The organism is Colwellia psychrerythraea (assembly GCF_000764185.1).
Taxonomy (GTDB): domain Bacteria; phylum Pseudomonadota; class Gammaproteobacteria; order Enterobacterales; family Alteromonadaceae; genus Colwellia; species Colwellia psychrerythraea_B.
Window position 1 is genome coordinate 116,490 of sequence record NZ_JQEC01000045.1, and the last position, 14,942, is coordinate 131,431.

Genomic DNA, 14,942 nt, shown 5'->3' on the forward strand with positions numbered 1-14,942 from the left:
ATTATTTTCCTAAAGTAAAATGGCCTATTACAGCAACGGATATTACATAACATAACATAACTTAAATTAGTTATTTATATACGTTACTAGGGCTAAAAATTATTCAAACTTAACGGTGGTTGTTGTAAAGCAGACATTTGCTCTTTCAGCATCAGTATCTGCTGCTCCCAATATTTCTCGGTATTGAACCAAGGAAAGTTTGCTGGGAAAGCAGGATCTTGCCAACGTTTGCATAACCATGCCATATAATTTACCAGTCGCATAGTTCTTAATGATTCTATCAAGATAAGTTGGTCACTTTCAAACGTAAAGAACTCCTCATAGCCCATTAATAATGTATCAAGCTGTAACAACTGCTGTTGCCTATCTCCTGATAACATCATCCAAAGGTCTTGAATAGCAGGCCCAGTTCGACAGTCATCGAAGTCAACAAAGTGAGGCCCCTCATCACGCCATAAAATGTTCCCTGCGTGACAATCTCCATGTAAACGAATTTGCCTAGTATGTTGCGCGGGTAAATACTGCCTAGCAGCCACATCTATTACTTGATCTAAAATGGTAAAAAATGGCGCTAATAAGCCTTTGGGCACATAATTTGAAGCAATGATACTATCACGTGCTTGAAACAGTAGCTCATCAGTATTAAAACTTGGTCTATGTTGGAAGTCATTTTGTGAAGACACAGCATGAATACGGGCAATAAATCTTCCCATCCACTCTAATTGATCAAGGTTATCAACTTCAAAAATACGCCCTCCTCGACAAGGAAAGACAGCAAAGTGGTAACCTTCATATTCGAATAAACTTCTGCCATTAATTTTAAGTGGTGCAACTATCGGTAATTCTTGCTCGTCAAGCTCAAAAGAAAAGTCATGTTCTTCATCTATTTGCTTAAGTTGCCAGCGCTGCGGACGATAGAACTTAGTCACATATTTAACTAAGTTATCATCATGAAATTGATAAACACGGTTTTCATAGCTGTTAAGCGGCAATAAACCACTATCTACAGTAAAACCTGCACTTTCTAGACCATCAATAATTAAGTCTGGTGACAAGGCACTAAAATCAAAAGATGCCATTAGCGTTTATTAAAAAATCGGCTTTCTTGCTCGATTTTAGCCTCACCTTCCGGTGCAATTAGTTCAACAGTAAAGGTAATATTTGTCATAAAACTTTCCAATTCGTAAGGGTCTACAGAAATACTAATAGGTAACGTGTAAACAGTAGCAGCCTTAACCGTCACCTCTTGTTTACCATGCCATTGAGTATTCTCAATCCCACTCATGGAAAGCTTATAGGTATTATCTGTTTGCGACATGTTAAGTATTTTTAAGGTAAAGACATTCTCAATGTCACCATTAAAGTTCTCTTTTGCTAGTTCAGTACGGTCACGAATGATATCTAAGGATAAAGGCACACGGTTAACTATTTCTAACACTAACATAGTGCTCATCATAATGAGTAATACCGCATAACCAATAAGCTTAGAGCGAACAAAATTAACTTTATGGCCTTGTAATTCATGTTCTGTGGTATAACGAATAAGGCCTGGCTCGTAATTCATTTTATCCATAACCCCATCACAAGCATCTACACAAGCACCACAGTTAATACATTCATACTGCAGGCCATTTCGAATATCTATGCCGGTAGGGCAAACTTCTACACACAAATTACAATCAATGCAATCACCAAGTCCCATGGCAACATGATCTTGTTTACGAGCACGTGCCCCTCTACTTTCACCACGTTTATGGTCATAAGTAACCGTAACAGTGTCTTTATCAAACATGGCTGACTGAAAGCGCGCATAAGGACACATATGCAAACATACTGTTTCTCGCATCCAGCCAGCGTTTCCATAGGTAGCAAATGTGAAAAAGGCGAGAATCCCGGCCATCATCAAACTTGTATTTAAGGTGAAAACATCTACAAACAAATCCTGCATTGGCGAGAAATAACCAGCAAAAGTCATCGCTGTATAAAGTGAAAACAACAACCAAGCGCTATGTTTTAACGTTTTACGGATGACTTTATTGGTATTCGCCTTTTGTTTGTCTAATTTTCTTCGCTGATTGGCGGTACCTTCAATTTTCTCTTCAAACCAAATAAAGATAAAGGTCCATACAGTTTGCGGGCACATGTAACCACACCAAACTCGACCAACAAAGGTAGTGACAAAGAAAAGTAAAAAGGCGCCAAAAATACTAAACCACGCCAGCAAGGTTAAATCTTGTGGCCATAACGTTAAGTTCCACAAGGTAAAGCGTTGCTCACTAATATCAAACAATACCGCTTGATGACCATTAAATTGTAACCAAGGTAATATTAGGAAGAAGGCAAAATAGACTAAGTTCATGCGCTGTCTAAGTTTTTGAAAAAAACCTGACACTTTACGTACATAAATTTGATCACCTGGTTTATAGCGATCTTTACCCGTATTTTTACTGCCATGAATTTTGACATTTTTTATAGGGATATACTGTTCAACCGCTGGTTTATTAGTTTTAGGGGTCGAAGATGATGGGTCGTTTGCTCTCACGATGAATCCTTGGTAAGCGAGTGTAATACTGCGATTGGGCTACTTGCTGCCTTGAAATTAGGTTAATTTTATTAACAAAAGCACACAATAGCTAATAATTTATTACCTTAGTGAGCTAATTAATATAAAATCAGCTCTTAAAATTTATTATATGACATATTATGAAGCATTTATTGATCTTAATCGTAGCTGGCGCACTCTATTTACACTTCTACCCAAATGAAGAAGTGACACAGTTTTATAATGAACAAAAACAAACATTACTGAATGGTTTTTCTGAATTCAGCGATACTAAAGTACGTTTGAAATCAGATAAGATCTATCTTGACTTAGAAAGCCAGCTGGGAAGTTTTTCAGTGAAAGAAGTTGAACATTTAAAAAATGTTTCTTTAACAAGAGATAATGTTAGAGAGTTTTATTACACCATTTGTAAAACAGAAAAACGAGATATTGTTTTTCATATCAAAAATGAACAGAAAGTCTGTGCAACTATATCTCGCTATGTGAGTATGCTTTAACCATCACAGGTTAAAGCAGCTGAACTTACCAATTACCAGCCCCTTCACAAAAAATTAGCTAGCAGATAATCTCACTAATAATTTAGCAAAGTTATCACTGGCTTGCTCTTGCTCAACATGTTGTTGAGCTCTTATCTGCCACACACCATTAACCATCACATCTGCAATTGGATTTTGCTGACTGGCAAAAATCATACTATCAAGTAAGTGTTTATTGGCATTGGCAAATAACTTAGTTTTATCACTATCAAGTACTAATAAGTCAGCCTGTTTACCAATAGCTAAATAACCAGTATTACTGTTGGTACTTTGCGCGCCTCCCATAGCAGCTTGCTGCCATAAATTTTGCCCCACAGAAGATTCTTCAGGCGATGCTAATATAGCGCGTTGTTGCTTTATCAGTCGTTGCGCATATTCAAGCCAACGTAATTCTTCAATGGGATTTACTGAGATATGACTATCAGAGCCAATGGCAATAGTACCGTTTTCAGCGAGAAATTCAGTCGTAGGGAAAATACCATCACCTAAATTAGCTTCAGTGCTAGGACATATTCCAGCAATGGCTTGCTTGGCGATAATGCCTTTTCTTTCAGCCTCATCTATATGGGTGGCATGAATTAGACACCAATGTTGATCAAGCTCAGCGTTATCAAGTAACCATTGCACCGGTCTTTTACCGTAATGCGCTAAACAATCATCGACTTCTTTTTGTTGCTCACTAATATGAATATGGATAGGTGCTTGCTTATCTAAATCACGTACATGAGCAACGGCGCTGGTGAGTGATGCCTTATCAACGGCACGTAATGAATGGGGTGCAATGCCAACGTTAGTATTAGAGTATTGTTCGCTCAAAGTAAAACAATCACTGACTAACTGATTAAACTGCTCCGTTGAGTTAATAAAACGTTTTTGGCCGTCATTCGGAGTTTTCTCACCAAAACCGCTATGCTGATAAAGCACCGGTAACAAGGTTAAACCAATGCCTGACTCTTTTGCTGCATCAAAAATAGCTTGTGCCATAGTCGCTAGGCTTGCTGAGTTACCTTGTAATGAAGAACCTTTTGATGAACACTTTTTTGATAAGGAGCCCTCAGAGGCATTAGATTCATAGGTACTGCCATCAATATCATGATGTAAATAATGAAACTCTGCGACTCGGGTATAACCCATTTTCAGCATTTCAATATAAAGTTGTTTCGCAATATTTTTAGCATCAATTTCGGTTAGCTGAGCTAAGAATTGATACATAATTTTACGCCAGGTCCAAAAGCTGTCTTGCCCTTCACTGCCTTGCTCACTAAAGCCAGCAAAAGCGCGTTGAAATGCGTGTGAATGACAATTAACCATACCTGGAATTACCGCTCCTTTTGCTACTTCTGCACCAGCGCTCATACCGTCATCGATGGCCGTAATCACGCCTTGTTCAATAGTGATGGTTTTGTTACTTGCCCAACCATCCTTTAATAAAATATTATCTACGTATAATTTCATCTTGTTCTACTCAATTTGTCGACTTAATTTACATTCAAAAAGGGTGGCAGACTTATTTTTGTTGAGAAAAGTCAGCTAAACATTGTACAAATTGCTGTAACTTCACTTTTACCTGATCTGCTTTTTCATGGTTATAGTGATCACTTGGCTCATCCATATAAGTATGTTGTGATAATTCTAGCTGCACTGCATGGATGTTTTCTTTAGGATTACCATAACCTCGAGTGATATAACCCCCTTTAAAGCGGCCATTAACGACACGGGTGTACGGAGATAAATCAAGCTGGGAAACTTTGTTAATCAGCTCGCTGCTACAGCTCGCCCCATTGGCACTGCCAAAATTAAAATCAGGTAACTGCCCTTCAAAAAAACGTGGCACTTTAGATAAGATAGAGTGAGCATCTAATAAAACAACTTTACCAAACTGTGCTTTCATCTTGGCTAAAGTATCGCTCAGTGCTTGGTGATAAGGCTGCCAATAAAGCTCAATTCTTCGTTGAATTTCCGCTTCAGTAGGCTCTTGGCCCGATTTATATAATGGCGATAAATCAAAAGCTGTCGTTGGACAAAGTTCGGTGCTATTAGCGCCAGGGTATAAATTGATACCATCGATATTTCGGTTTAAATCGATAACATAACGACTGTATTTTGGCTTAATAATCGAAATACCAAGATCTTGGGCAAAGTCATAGAGCTTATCCATATACCAATCAGTATCTGGGACTTGGTGCCCCGCATTTGTCATGGTGCTTATTATACCATCAGGGATTGATTGACCATTATGTGGCATGCTAATTAACATACCTATGTTGCCAGTGACCAAATCATAACTTGTATTCATATTATCCCCTAAAAATTAGCTACAGTTCAAATTGTATATACAACTTGATAATAACTAATTTATCATGCGTTAGTGAGTCTGAGCAAGGATAGATGAAATTCTTTTGTCTTGCTCACTTTAGTCCTCATTATTAAGGATCCAATTAACTTACTTTATAAATAGGTTTTACCTATTGTAATGATAGATTTAATGAGTTTTACTAACCGCAGTTGAGCTATCATAATAGCTGCATCTTAACGAGTTACCTCACCTAGTAACTTGGCTAAACGAATACAAATAACCCATAAAGGATTTCATTATGTTTAACGATATTACCGGTCAAAAAGTCCCTGCTGTTACTTTTCCAATCATAGCTGATGACACATGGAGTGCACGCAGCAGTGAAGATATTTTTGCCAACAAAACTGTGATTGTTTTTTCATTACCCGGTGCATTTACGCCAACGTGTTCATCTTCTCACTTACCACGTTATAACGAATTAGCCGCTAAATTCTTTGCCAACGGTGTTGATGAGATTGTTTGTATCTCAGTAAATGATACTTTTGTGATGAATGCTTGGGCAAAAGATCAAGATGCCGACAAAATTAGCTTTATTCCTGATGGTAATGGTGATTTCACTCAAGGCATGGGTTTATTAGTTGATAAATCAGAGATTGGCTTTGGCAAACGTAGTTGGCGTTATGCCATGTTAGTTAAAAATGGCATTATCGAAAAAATGTTCATCGAACCTGATTTGCCTGGCGACCCGTTTGAAGTATCTGACGCTGATACTATGCTGAACTTCATCAACCCTGAAGCAGTACAAAAAACTGAAATCGCTATTTTCACTAAACACGGCTGTTCACATTGTGCAAAAACTAAAGCCTTGTTAGCTGAAAAAGGTTTACAATATGAAGAGATGATTTTAGGTGAAGACACTAGTATTACGGCAATGCGAGCTATTACTCAAGCCGATACCACGCCGCAAATATTTATTGACGGTAAACACATAGGTGGCAATGACGAGTTAACCAAATACTTTAGCTAATCACCCTGAAATAGCTTTAAAGTTTGCAACCTTAAGGCAAGCAATACACGAATAAAAACACAATAATGATATACTCTCGTTATTGTGTTTTTTACATCTAACGACTAGCCAGCGGCAACAGCTAAATTGCTGCAATTACTGAAGTTAAGAAAGTTACTTATTGGAATTAATAATGGATAACCAGCCCTACAACCCACTTCACGGTATTAATCTCAAAACTATAGTCACTGAACTAGAAGCCTACTTTGGCTTTGAAACTTTAGGTAAAACAATTAAAATCAAATGTTTTACCGACAACCCAAGTATTCAATCAACGTTAAAGTTCCTGCGTAAAACGCCTTGGGCTAGAGAAAAGGTTGAGCTGCTTTATATTAAAAATAAAATTAAAATCCAGAATTCATTTGAATCAGATGATTTAAACTAGTTCGACAGATTCAGTCACTTAGCTGGCTACTATAGCAATTGCACTAACTAAGTGATCATTTTCTATAACCTAAAAATCCAATAACCTCGTTGCTTATTTTAAAATAAATACTGTAACCTAAATTAATCCAAATGGTATTCATTCTATAAGCTATAGCTAGACGAGCTATTAAAACACTAGCATTACAACGTAAAATATCTAATGATGGCTACAATACTCATTAAGAATTAGCTCGTTATGTCTTTAGCCACTCAATATATTTTAACTTGGCAATGCCCTGATAATTCAGGCGTGCTAGCCAAAGTATCGCAAAGCCTATTTTCACACGGCGCTTTTATTACCGAAACCTCACAATACAGTGACCCTTACAGTGAAACCTTCTTTTCACGTATTGCTTTTGATGACCGCAACTTAACGGTCTCCAGTAGTGAGTTTGTTGAAGCATTAAATGCGTTAGCCAAACCGCTGGCTATGCAATATCAATTACGAAAAAAAGAAGATGTGCCAAATATCTTGATCGCCGTTTCAAAAGACGATCACTGCTTAGTATCACTATTAACTAAGTGGAAGTCTGGGGTCTTGCCCATTAATGTTGTTGGTGTTGTCTCAAACCATCAAGACTGCCAGGCTTTAAGTGAGTGGCATAATATTCCATTTTATTACTTGCCCGTTAATGCCGACACTAAGACCAAACAAGAAGCTAAAATTAATGATTTAATGACAGAGCTTAAGATCGACTTATTAGTCTTAGCCCGCTATATGCAAATATTGTCCGATGATTTATGTCAAAAATTACACGGTAAAGCCATTAACATCCATCATTCATTTTTACCCAGTTTTAAAGGCGCACGCCCTTATCATCAAGCCCATGCTCGTGGTGTTAAAGTCATTGGCGCTACCGCGCATTATGTTACTGCTAACCTTGATGAAGGGCCTATCATCGCTCAAGAAGTAAAACCTATTAACCATACTTTTACCATAGAACAAATGGTACATATGGGTCATGACTTAGAAGCTACTGCACTCTGCCATGCAGTAAGAATTCACGCTGAACAGCGGGTTTGTCTAAATGGTGATAAAACAGTTATTCTTGCTTAACAAATATAAACATTAATGTCTCCGGCTGTAAGTAATTTATTACAGCCGTCAACTCCCGCTGACGTCTGCTGTTTTACTAAATGAAGCTAAAATTAGCCTAAGCGGATACTTTATGATTAAAATTACCCCATAACCTATTTTAATAAAGTCCGATTCATGATTAATGTTGAAAAAATTCATCACGTCGCCTATCGCTGCAAAGATGCCAAAGAAACCACTAATTGGTACCAAGACAAGTTAAACATGGGCTTAGTACTCGCTATTGCAGAAAATGAAGTACCTTCCACTAAAGCACCTGACCCTTATATGCACATTTTTCTAGATGCGGGTAATGAAAATGTTTTAGCCTTTTTTGAGCTACCCAATTCCCCAGCTATGGACAGAGATCAAAATACTCCAGCTTGGGTTCAGCATATTGCTTTAAGAGTTGCCAGTTTTGATGAACTAGTCTCTGCAAAAGAAGAATTGGAAAGTAAAGGTGTTGACGTTTTAGGCCCCGTTAATCATGGTGTATTTAAATCTATATATTTCTTTGATCCAAATGGTCACCGTCTAGAGCTAGCCACTGATATTGGAACGCCAGAGCAATACAAAGAACTCAACAGAGTAGCACACGACATGGTTGAAGAGTGGTCTGTTACCAAACGCGCACCTAAGCATGCTGCTTGGTTACACGAACAAGATTAATTTTTCCTACAAAATGTTTAAAACATTTAGTCTGAAGATAAGCAATAAAATAGAGCCCTCTAGTTAATCACTAGCGGGCTTTTATCGTTCAGTCGAACAAACTCAGTTAATCATAAACCAAGTAAAACTAGGCTTGGTATTCTTTACGTAATTGCTTAGCCGCATTAACCATATTCTCAAGAGCAAGCTTAGTCTCTGTCCAGCCACGTGTTTTTAAACCACAGTCTGGATTTACCCATAAACGTTCTACAGGAATATGCTTTTGTGCTTTGCCAATTAAATTAACCATCCAATCTACCTCTGGAACATTTGGTGTATGAATATCATAAACACCTGGCCCTAAATCATTTGGGTAGGCTTGTTCATCAAAGGCATCAAGTAGTGACATATTTGAACGTGATGTCTCAATCGTTAATACATCAGCATCAAGGGCAACAATAGCGGGCAATATATCGTTGAATTCTGAATAACACATATGGCTGTGAATTTGTGTTGCTGCTGGCGCTTTAGCTGCCGACAAACAAAATGATGCCGTTGCCCAATCAAGGTATGTTTGCCATTGGCTTTTCTTAACAGGCATGCCTTCACGTATAGCTGGCTCATCTATTTGAATGATTTGTGTACCGCTAGCAATTAAATCCACAACTTCATCACTTATCGCCAAGGCAATCTGCTTTGCTACCTGTGCACGCGATAAATCATCACGCACAAACGACCAACACAAAATAGTGATAGGCCCTGTTAACATGGCTTTAACCGGCTTAGCTGTTAACGACTGGGCAAAATTAGTCCATTCAACGGTCATTGGCTTTTTACGGCTGATATCACCAAAAATAATTGGCGGCTTAACGCAGCGTGAACCATAACTTTGCACCCAAGCAAACTGAGTAAAAGCGACACCATCAAGTAGCTCACCAAAATACTCAACCATGTCGTTACGTTCAGCTTCACCATGTACCAATACATCTAAACCTATCTCTTCTTGGCGAGTAATAGTGTCACGAATTTCGTCTTGGATAAGGCTGGTGTATTGCTCATCGGTTATTTCACTACGGCGCCACTTAGCACGGGTATCACGAATATCACCCGTTTGAGGGAAAGAGCCGATAGTAGTGGTTGGTAAAAGTGGTAAATTTAATTCTGCTTGTTGGGCTATTTTACGCACTTCAAAACTCTCTTTACGCGCAAAGTCTGTTGGTATTAAGGCACTAACACGTTGCTGTACTTCCTTGTTGTTAATGCGTTTCGAAACACTACGCGCTACAGCAGGGTTTGAGTATATGGTTATTCCATCACTATTTTTATTAACCAAGGCATTTTTAAGCAAGCTCAATTCTTGGCACTTTTGCTTAGCAAAGGCTAACCAAGATTTAAATTCGCTATCGAGTTTACTTTCTTGCTCTAAATCCACTGGCGAATGTAATAATGAACAAGAAGGTGCAATCCATAAACGATCACCTAAGGTTTTATATAAAGGCGCTAGTTTTTTATAAACCGAGACTAAATCTGTTTTCCAAACATTTCGACCGTTAATAACACCTAATGAAATAACCCAGTCGTTAGGTAAACGTTCAATTATACCCACCACATCACTATGCTCTGCAATAGTGTCTATATGTAGCCCATCAAAATTTAAACCTTTAATTAAATTGATATGATGATCAATGGAAGCAAAGTAGCTGGTTAATAAGACTTTCAGTTTACCCTTATTAAGGGTTTGATATGCTTGGGTAAAAGCTTGTTGCCATTCGTTATCTAACTCTAGCCCTAATACTGGCTCATCAAGCTGTAGCCACTGTATGCCAGCAGCTGATAACTGTGTTAATACCGCCTGATAACGTGTTAATAGTTTGGGTAAAAGCGCTAATTTATCTTCATTGCCCGTCACACTTAAATACAGGTAAGTAATTGGCCCAAGTAATACCGCTTTACGGTTATCAGTAATGGCTTGTGCTTCATTAAAATGGGCAAGTAAGTTATCAGTATTAACTACAGTATCTTTAGCTAATAATTCAGCACTTAGTTCTGGCACAATATAATGATAATTGGTATTAAACCACTTAGTCATATCGCTGGCAGCACATTGACAGCCGGTTGGCGCTTGACCTCGGCCGATACGAAACTCAAGATCTAAATCATTATGCTCTTCGTTGCTAGCATGAGTAGGCTTTTCATTCGCGGTATGGCTAGTGAAGCGCTCTGGTGCTAAACCTAATAATAACGTGGTATTTAATACATTGTCGTAATGAGCAAAATCCCCCACAGGTAACCACTCTACTCCTGCCTCTTGCTGAATCTGCCAGTTTTGCTGACGACGCTGCTGACACTCAGTTAGAAAATCAGCTTGTGATAGCTCACCACGCCAGTATTTTTCTAAAGAAAATTTTAGTTCACGCTTTGCGCCAATACGGGGAAAACCTAGATTATGAATTTGCATGACTGCTCCAATATGTTTATTTGATTTGCTAATAAAAGGGTAAAAATTCTGTTAACTGGCTAGGTTTCCTTACTATTCACTTTCATGAAAAAACATATGGACGTCTAGACGTTTGAATGGTTATACTCTATAAAAGTAACATTTAAGACAAGCGCAAATAATTCAACAGGGAGTTGAAATAAATTCATAATGTTCGAAATTAAACACCTAAAAACGCTGACAACCCTCGCCAATACAGGAAATATTCGTAAAGCTGCTGAACAGTTATTTAGTAGCCAATCGGCTTTGTCGCATCAAATAAAAGATTTAGAGCAAAGATTAAATACACCATTATTTATTCGAAATACCTCTCCGCTAGAATTTACTGAAGCAGGCAGGTTATTGCTCAATTTGGGCGAAGATATATTACCCAAGATTAGGGCAACGAATAGCGCCTTGAAATCCCCGTATTTAACAACAAGCTCATTAAAGATAGCTATTGCATGTCATGCATGTTTTCAGTGGTTATTACCAGTAACCAGCCATTTTTCACAGCAAAACAGTGACGTAGAACTGGAATTTATAGATGAGTCATTCGAGGTTAACAAGCTAAAAAGTAATAATGAACAACCTGTAGACATTCTTTTTACCGATGAGAAATTATCGGAAGAAAATATAATTTACCAAGAAATTGGCCAGTTTGAAGTCATGGCTGTTCTATCTGCTAAAACACTGACTGATACACTGGCTAATACAACTTCGACTAATACAACACAGGCAAATAAAGAGCCTTATTACCAAGAGAAAAACAACTCTGTACCTTATTTACTGCCCGAACATTTTAAGCAATTCACCTTGCTCACCTACCCCTTGCCACCCGAGCAGTTAGATATCTTTAAGTTATTTTTAACGCCAGCAAAATGCAAACCGAGTAAAATAAAAAAAGTAACCAGCAGTCATGTTATGTTGCAGATGGTTTCAGCTAATATGGGCGTGGCTACTTTGCCTGATTGGTTAGTAACAAGTACCACCAAACAATCACTATTTCACTGTAAACGTTTAGGCGAAAAAGGTATTCATAAAAAGCTTTATGCTCGTTATGATAAAAATAGTAGCCAAATAGATATGATAGAAAAGTTACTGCCTGAAGCTATTAAAGAATTCGCCAACTTGTATACTGACTTGAGTTAAACTCATCACAATCGATTAATGAGGTAAGCCATGTGGCATCAAACTGAAATAACTTTGCGAGCAAGAAAACGTGGCTTTCATTTAATCACCGATGAAATACTGAGGCAACTGCCTAAGGTAGATAAAATTAGCTGTGGCATCCTGCATCTTTTTATTAAACATAGCTCAGCTTCAATTACCCTGAATGAAAATGCCGACCCGACAGTGCGCAGCGATATGGAAGCACACTTTAATCATTTTGTCCCTGAACGTGCGCCATATTACCAACACATCTATGAAGGTGATGATGATATGCCTGCGCACATTAAAGCCAGTTTATTAGGCAACAGCTTGAGTTTACCCATTAGTAATGGCCAATTAAATATAGGCGTTTGGCAGGGAATATATTTAGGAGAACATAGGAACCATGCCAGTAGCCGCACGATTGTGGCGACTATTAATGGTGAATAGGCAATGATGAATAGGAAAAAGTTAGATAAGCCATTCCCCGACTAAAAAAATAATGGCGGCAACACGTTACCTTGGCAAACAAAGTTACAGTTTTTTATCTGCTATTTGCTGGTCGGTTAACTTATATTTTTTTCTAATCTCTTCAATACAGCTATCCGTGGTGTGAGCATGCTCAACGGTTTTCTTGGCTGCTTCAGAAAGTTGAAATATCAAGCTAAAGCGAGCGCAGCTTGCCATACGTTTTGGATCGTATTCTGAAGCTAAACTCACAGTAACATAAACCATAGGCTTATAAGCATAGACACCAGGTGTGCCTAAATCGACTTTACTCACCTTGGTTTTAAAGTCGGAGCTAGTAAACACCTTTGCACCATTATTTTTGGCAAGAATAGCCCCGCGCAGCATAACAAAATCTATTGCTTGCTCGAGAGTTACCGAGCCGTTGCCGGAGTATCGTACGCGATAACTATGCTCAGATAGCAACCTTTCGCTATACCCGCCCCGTAAACCCGCAGATTGATAAGAGACAGCCGAACAGCCAGTACATAAGGCTAATAACACACACACTATTAATGATCGTCTCTGCATACTATTCCTGTACTATAAAAATTTAACCCTGCCTTATGTTAACCTATTTAAGCTGTTAAACGGCTCTGGTCTCTTTTATTCAAAAACTCGTTGTTTAATTATCATTGCTTATTAAAACTTAAAAAATTCGACGAATTTGTTTTGCTTTATGATGCTGCACTAAGCCGTTTTTTAGTCTTAAATTAAACTGAGCTTGTAAATCTTCAATGAGGGTTTGGTCTGTTGATTTAACTTTTTCATTATTTTCACTAGCACAATATATTGTATTTTGGTCATTACTGCGAGTAGGTAAAAAATAATAATCTGTATCAATTGCAAATAAAACAAATGCTCCATCAAGGAGATGCTCACCTTCAAAATCTAATAAATTATCTCTACAATAATCACGGGACAAAAGTTGATTTAAAATTGTATCCATATATGCTCTGTCATAACACATGCCACCATGATCACGGCCAATTACTCTTAAAAAATCGCGCAAGTCACCCTGAGCATCAAAGTCATAAGCGGCTTCGAGTATGGAAATTTCATGCTCGCTATAGCCTACCACCGCCAAATTTTCTATGGGGTAAGCACCCTGTACTATTTGCGATAAAAAGCGTTGTTTTATTTTCGCTATTTCATTAGCAGTAAGTGGAGGGATAAAGGGCACAGTGGGGTTTGCCATCAATCGCCCTGTTTGTGGCTCGCTGAGCTTACTTTTATCGCTGATACACCGCTCAGTTAAATAATCATAAAGGTCCCATTCGGTGACTTTAAAGCTATGGTCATGTTCATTATAAATACATACTTTGGCATCAATGTTTTTTTCCCCAATCTTAGAACCAAAGTACATAAGAATATAGTAAATACCTTTATTTGCCTCCAACAAAAAACAAGCTTCTCGTTTTCCATCTAGATCCTGTTTTTCAAAAAGGGAATCCCTAACTTTTTTTAACTTAAAAAAATCTAACTCTGGCCTATAGACTAGGAAATTTGGGTTATCGAGCAAGCCGCCATGGTTTTTACCCATCACAGATAAAAAGGTAAATAACGGCTCATAAAAAAATAATTCTTGTTTTAAGATAGTCAACTCATCAAGGCTATAACCTTGATGAGTTGACTGGCTCAGGTCGCGACCAAATGCCAGTTGTTGTATTAATGAATGATGTTGCACGGTTTAATCTCCCCTAGAGCCAAAGGCACTATGGTACATAGTAATAGTGGCGTTCGGTAGCTGGTTGGCAAAATTAGAGGTAGTAATACTACAGCCACAACACATACCAGGTACGGCTAAGTTGGTATTTTCAACAGCCAAAGTGGCCTCAATACCCTGGTTATTAAAGTTATCAACAAAATAGCTTTGCAGTTTTTTATCAGCATGATTTGTATTAGTAAATTTAAGCGACTGTCCTAGTTAATTGCTTTCTAGTTAATTGCTTTAACTATAAATGGTGCTCATGTCGAAACCTTGTTGTTTAAGCTTGGCAGTTAATTTCTCAAAAACGTCATCATGCACATCCTCCCCATCAACAAGTCGGATATCAGTAAGTTTGCCAAAAGCAGGGTGTTCTATATCTGGTGTATCAATACCACGCACTTTACGCAATGCTAATAACATCAATGCCGGATAAGGAATAAACTGCCAATTGAGATTATTAAACTCAAAAAAGCATTTACTTGGCGG

The 14,942-nt window shown here is 38.0% G+C and carries 15 protein-coding genes and 1 pseudogene; 7 read left to right on the forward strand and 9 right to left on the reverse strand.

Annotated elements, in window-relative coordinates:
• Positions 1-92: 92 nt before the first annotated feature.
• Both GAB14E_RS06275 and ccoG read right to left on the reverse strand, forming a co-directional pair.
• On the reverse strand, positions 93-1,079 hold the full coding sequence (locus GAB14E_RS06275; protein ID WP_033083437.1) for a serine/threonine protein kinase: 987 nt from the start codon (positions 1,077-1,079) through the stop codon (positions 93-95).
• The gene (ccoG, locus tag GAB14E_RS06270) at positions 1,079-2,542 is read right to left on the reverse strand and encodes a cytochrome c oxidase accessory protein CcoG (RefSeq protein ID WP_156115761.1); all 1,464 of its coding nucleotides are present in this window, start codon (positions 2,540-2,542) and stop codon (positions 1,079-1,081) included. Before ccoG ends, GAB14E_RS06275 begins: the two co-directional genes overlap by 1 nt.
• Before the next feature lie 161 nt (positions 2,543-2,703).
• Here ccoG and GAB14E_RS06265 point away from each other — a divergent pair, with 161 nt between their 5' ends.
• Entirely contained in the window at positions 2,704-3,060 is a 357-nt protein-coding gene (locus GAB14E_RS06265; RefSeq protein ID WP_033083438.1) for a hypothetical protein, read from the forward strand.
• Positions 3,061-3,114: 54 nt separating this feature from the next.
• On the opposite strand, the gene GAB14E_RS06260 is transcribed toward GAB14E_RS06265, so the two are convergent.
• Positions 3,115-4,554: a formimidoylglutamate deiminase gene (locus GAB14E_RS06260; RefSeq protein ID WP_033083439.1), complete on the reverse strand. Its 1,440-nt coding sequence runs from the start codon at positions 4,552-4,554 to the stop codon at positions 3,115-3,117.
• Positions 4,555-4,606: 52 nt separating this feature from the next.
• A complete protein-coding gene (hutG, locus tag GAB14E_RS06255) occupies positions 4,607-5,395 on the reverse strand; it encodes an N-formylglutamate deformylase (RefSeq protein ID WP_033083440.1) in 789 nt (262 codons plus the stop codon).
• A 298-nt stretch (positions 5,396-5,693) separates the two neighbouring features.
• Here hutG and GAB14E_RS06250 point away from each other — a divergent pair, with 298 nt between their 5' ends.
• The 4 genes from GAB14E_RS06250 (at position 5,694) to GAB14E_RS06235 (ending at position 8,631) form a co-directional block, all read left to right on the forward strand.
• The gene (locus GAB14E_RS06250) at positions 5,694-6,422 is read left to right on the forward strand and encodes a glutathione peroxidase (protein WP_033083441.1); all 729 of its coding nucleotides are present in this window, start codon (positions 5,694-5,696) and stop codon (positions 6,420-6,422) included.
• A gap of 172 nt (positions 6,423-6,594) precedes the next feature.
• A complete protein-coding gene (locus GAB14E_RS06245) occupies positions 6,595-6,846 on the forward strand; it encodes a VF530 family protein (RefSeq protein ID WP_033083442.1) in 252 nt (83 codons plus the stop codon).
• A 237-nt stretch (positions 6,847-7,083) separates the two neighbouring features.
• Positions 7,084-7,944 (forward strand): formyltetrahydrofolate deformylase, encoded by an 861-nt coding sequence (purU, locus tag GAB14E_RS06240; RefSeq protein WP_033083443.1) that lies wholly within the window; start codon positions 7,084-7,086, stop codon positions 7,942-7,944.
• A 156-nt stretch (positions 7,945-8,100) separates the two neighbouring features.
• A complete protein-coding gene (locus tag GAB14E_RS06235) occupies positions 8,101-8,631 on the forward strand; it encodes a VOC family protein (protein ID WP_033083444.1) in 531 nt (176 codons plus the stop codon).
• Positions 8,632-8,758: 127 nt separating this feature from the next.
• Here GAB14E_RS06235 and metE read toward each other — a convergent pair whose 3' ends face one another.
• Complete coding sequence (metE, locus tag GAB14E_RS06230) at positions 8,759-11,068, reverse strand: 5-methyltetrahydropteroyltriglutamate--homocysteine S-methyltransferase (protein WP_033083445.1); 2,310 nt, start codon at positions 11,066-11,068, stop codon at positions 8,759-8,761.
• Between the two features lie 189 nt (positions 11,069-11,257).
• Between metE and GAB14E_RS06225 the strand changes: the two genes are divergently transcribed.
• Complete coding sequence (locus tag GAB14E_RS06225; protein WP_033083446.1) at positions 11,258-12,238, forward strand: LysR family transcriptional regulator; 981 nt, start codon at positions 11,258-11,260, stop codon at positions 12,236-12,238.
• 30 nt (positions 12,239-12,268) lie between these two features.
• Entirely contained in the window at positions 12,269-12,688 is a 420-nt protein-coding gene (locus tag GAB14E_RS06220) for a secondary thiamine-phosphate synthase enzyme YjbQ (RefSeq protein ID WP_033083447.1), read from the forward strand.
• Positions 12,689-12,772: 84 nt separating this feature from the next.
• On the opposite strand, the gene GAB14E_RS06215 is transcribed toward GAB14E_RS06220, so the two are convergent.
• From GAB14E_RS06215 to GAB14E_RS25130, 4 genes and pseudogenes are all read right to left on the reverse strand, one after another.
• Entirely contained in the window at positions 12,773-13,276 is a 504-nt protein-coding gene (locus tag GAB14E_RS06215) for a CC0125/CC1285 family lipoprotein (protein WP_156115762.1), read from the reverse strand.
• A gap of 118 nt (positions 13,277-13,394) precedes the next feature.
• Positions 13,395-14,432 carry a hypothetical protein gene (locus GAB14E_RS06210; protein WP_033083449.1) on the reverse strand — a complete coding sequence of 346 codons (1,038 nt, stop codon included), beginning with the start codon at positions 14,430-14,432 and terminating at the stop codon, positions 13,395-13,397.
• 3 nt (positions 14,433-14,435) lie between these two features.
• Positions 14,436-14,573: a hypothetical protein gene (locus GAB14E_RS24910; protein ID WP_156115763.1), complete on the reverse strand. Its 138-nt coding sequence runs from the start codon at positions 14,571-14,573 to the stop codon at positions 14,436-14,438.
• A 123-nt stretch (positions 14,574-14,696) separates the two neighbouring features.
• Positions 14,697-14,942: pseudogene (locus GAB14E_RS25130) on the reverse strand (hypothetical protein); the annotation flags it as partial.

Coding starts and splice junctions, on each gene's coding strand:
- GAB14E_RS06275 (WP_033083437.1), bottom strand. CDS start 1,079: ATGGCATCTTTTGATTTTAGTGCCTTGTCACCAGACTTAATTATTGAT.
- GAB14E_RS06265 (WP_033083438.1), top strand. CDS start 2,704: ATGAAGCATTTATTGATCTTAATCGTAGCTGGCGCACTCTATTTACAC.
- GAB14E_RS06260 (WP_033083439.1), bottom strand. CDS start 4,554: ATGAAATTATACGTAGATAATATTTTATTAAAGGATGGTTGGGCAAGT.
- hutG (WP_033083440.1), bottom strand. CDS start 5,395: ATGAATACAAGTTATGATTTGGTCACTGGCAACATAGGTATGTTAATT.
- GAB14E_RS06250 (WP_033083441.1), top strand. CDS start 5,694: ATGTTTAACGATATTACCGGTCAAAAAGTCCCTGCTGTTACTTTTCCA.
- GAB14E_RS06245 (WP_033083442.1), top strand. CDS start 6,595: ATGGATAACCAGCCCTACAACCCACTTCACGGTATTAATCTCAAAACT.
- purU (WP_033083443.1), top strand. CDS start 7,084: ATGTCTTTAGCCACTCAATATATTTTAACTTGGCAATGCCCTGATAAT.
- GAB14E_RS06235 (WP_033083444.1), top strand. CDS start 8,101: ATGATTAATGTTGAAAAAATTCATCACGTCGCCTATCGCTGCAAAGAT.
- metE (WP_033083445.1), bottom strand. CDS start 11,068: ATGCAAATTCATAATCTAGGTTTTCCCCGTATTGGCGCAAAGCGTGAA.
- GAB14E_RS06225 (WP_033083446.1), top strand. CDS start 11,258: ATGTTCGAAATTAAACACCTAAAAACGCTGACAACCCTCGCCAATACA.
- GAB14E_RS06220 (WP_033083447.1), top strand. CDS start 12,269: ATGTGGCATCAAACTGAAATAACTTTGCGAGCAAGAAAACGTGGCTTT.
- GAB14E_RS06215 (WP_156115762.1), bottom strand. CDS start 13,276: ATGCAGAGACGATCATTAATAGTGTGTGTGTTATTAGCCTTATGTACT.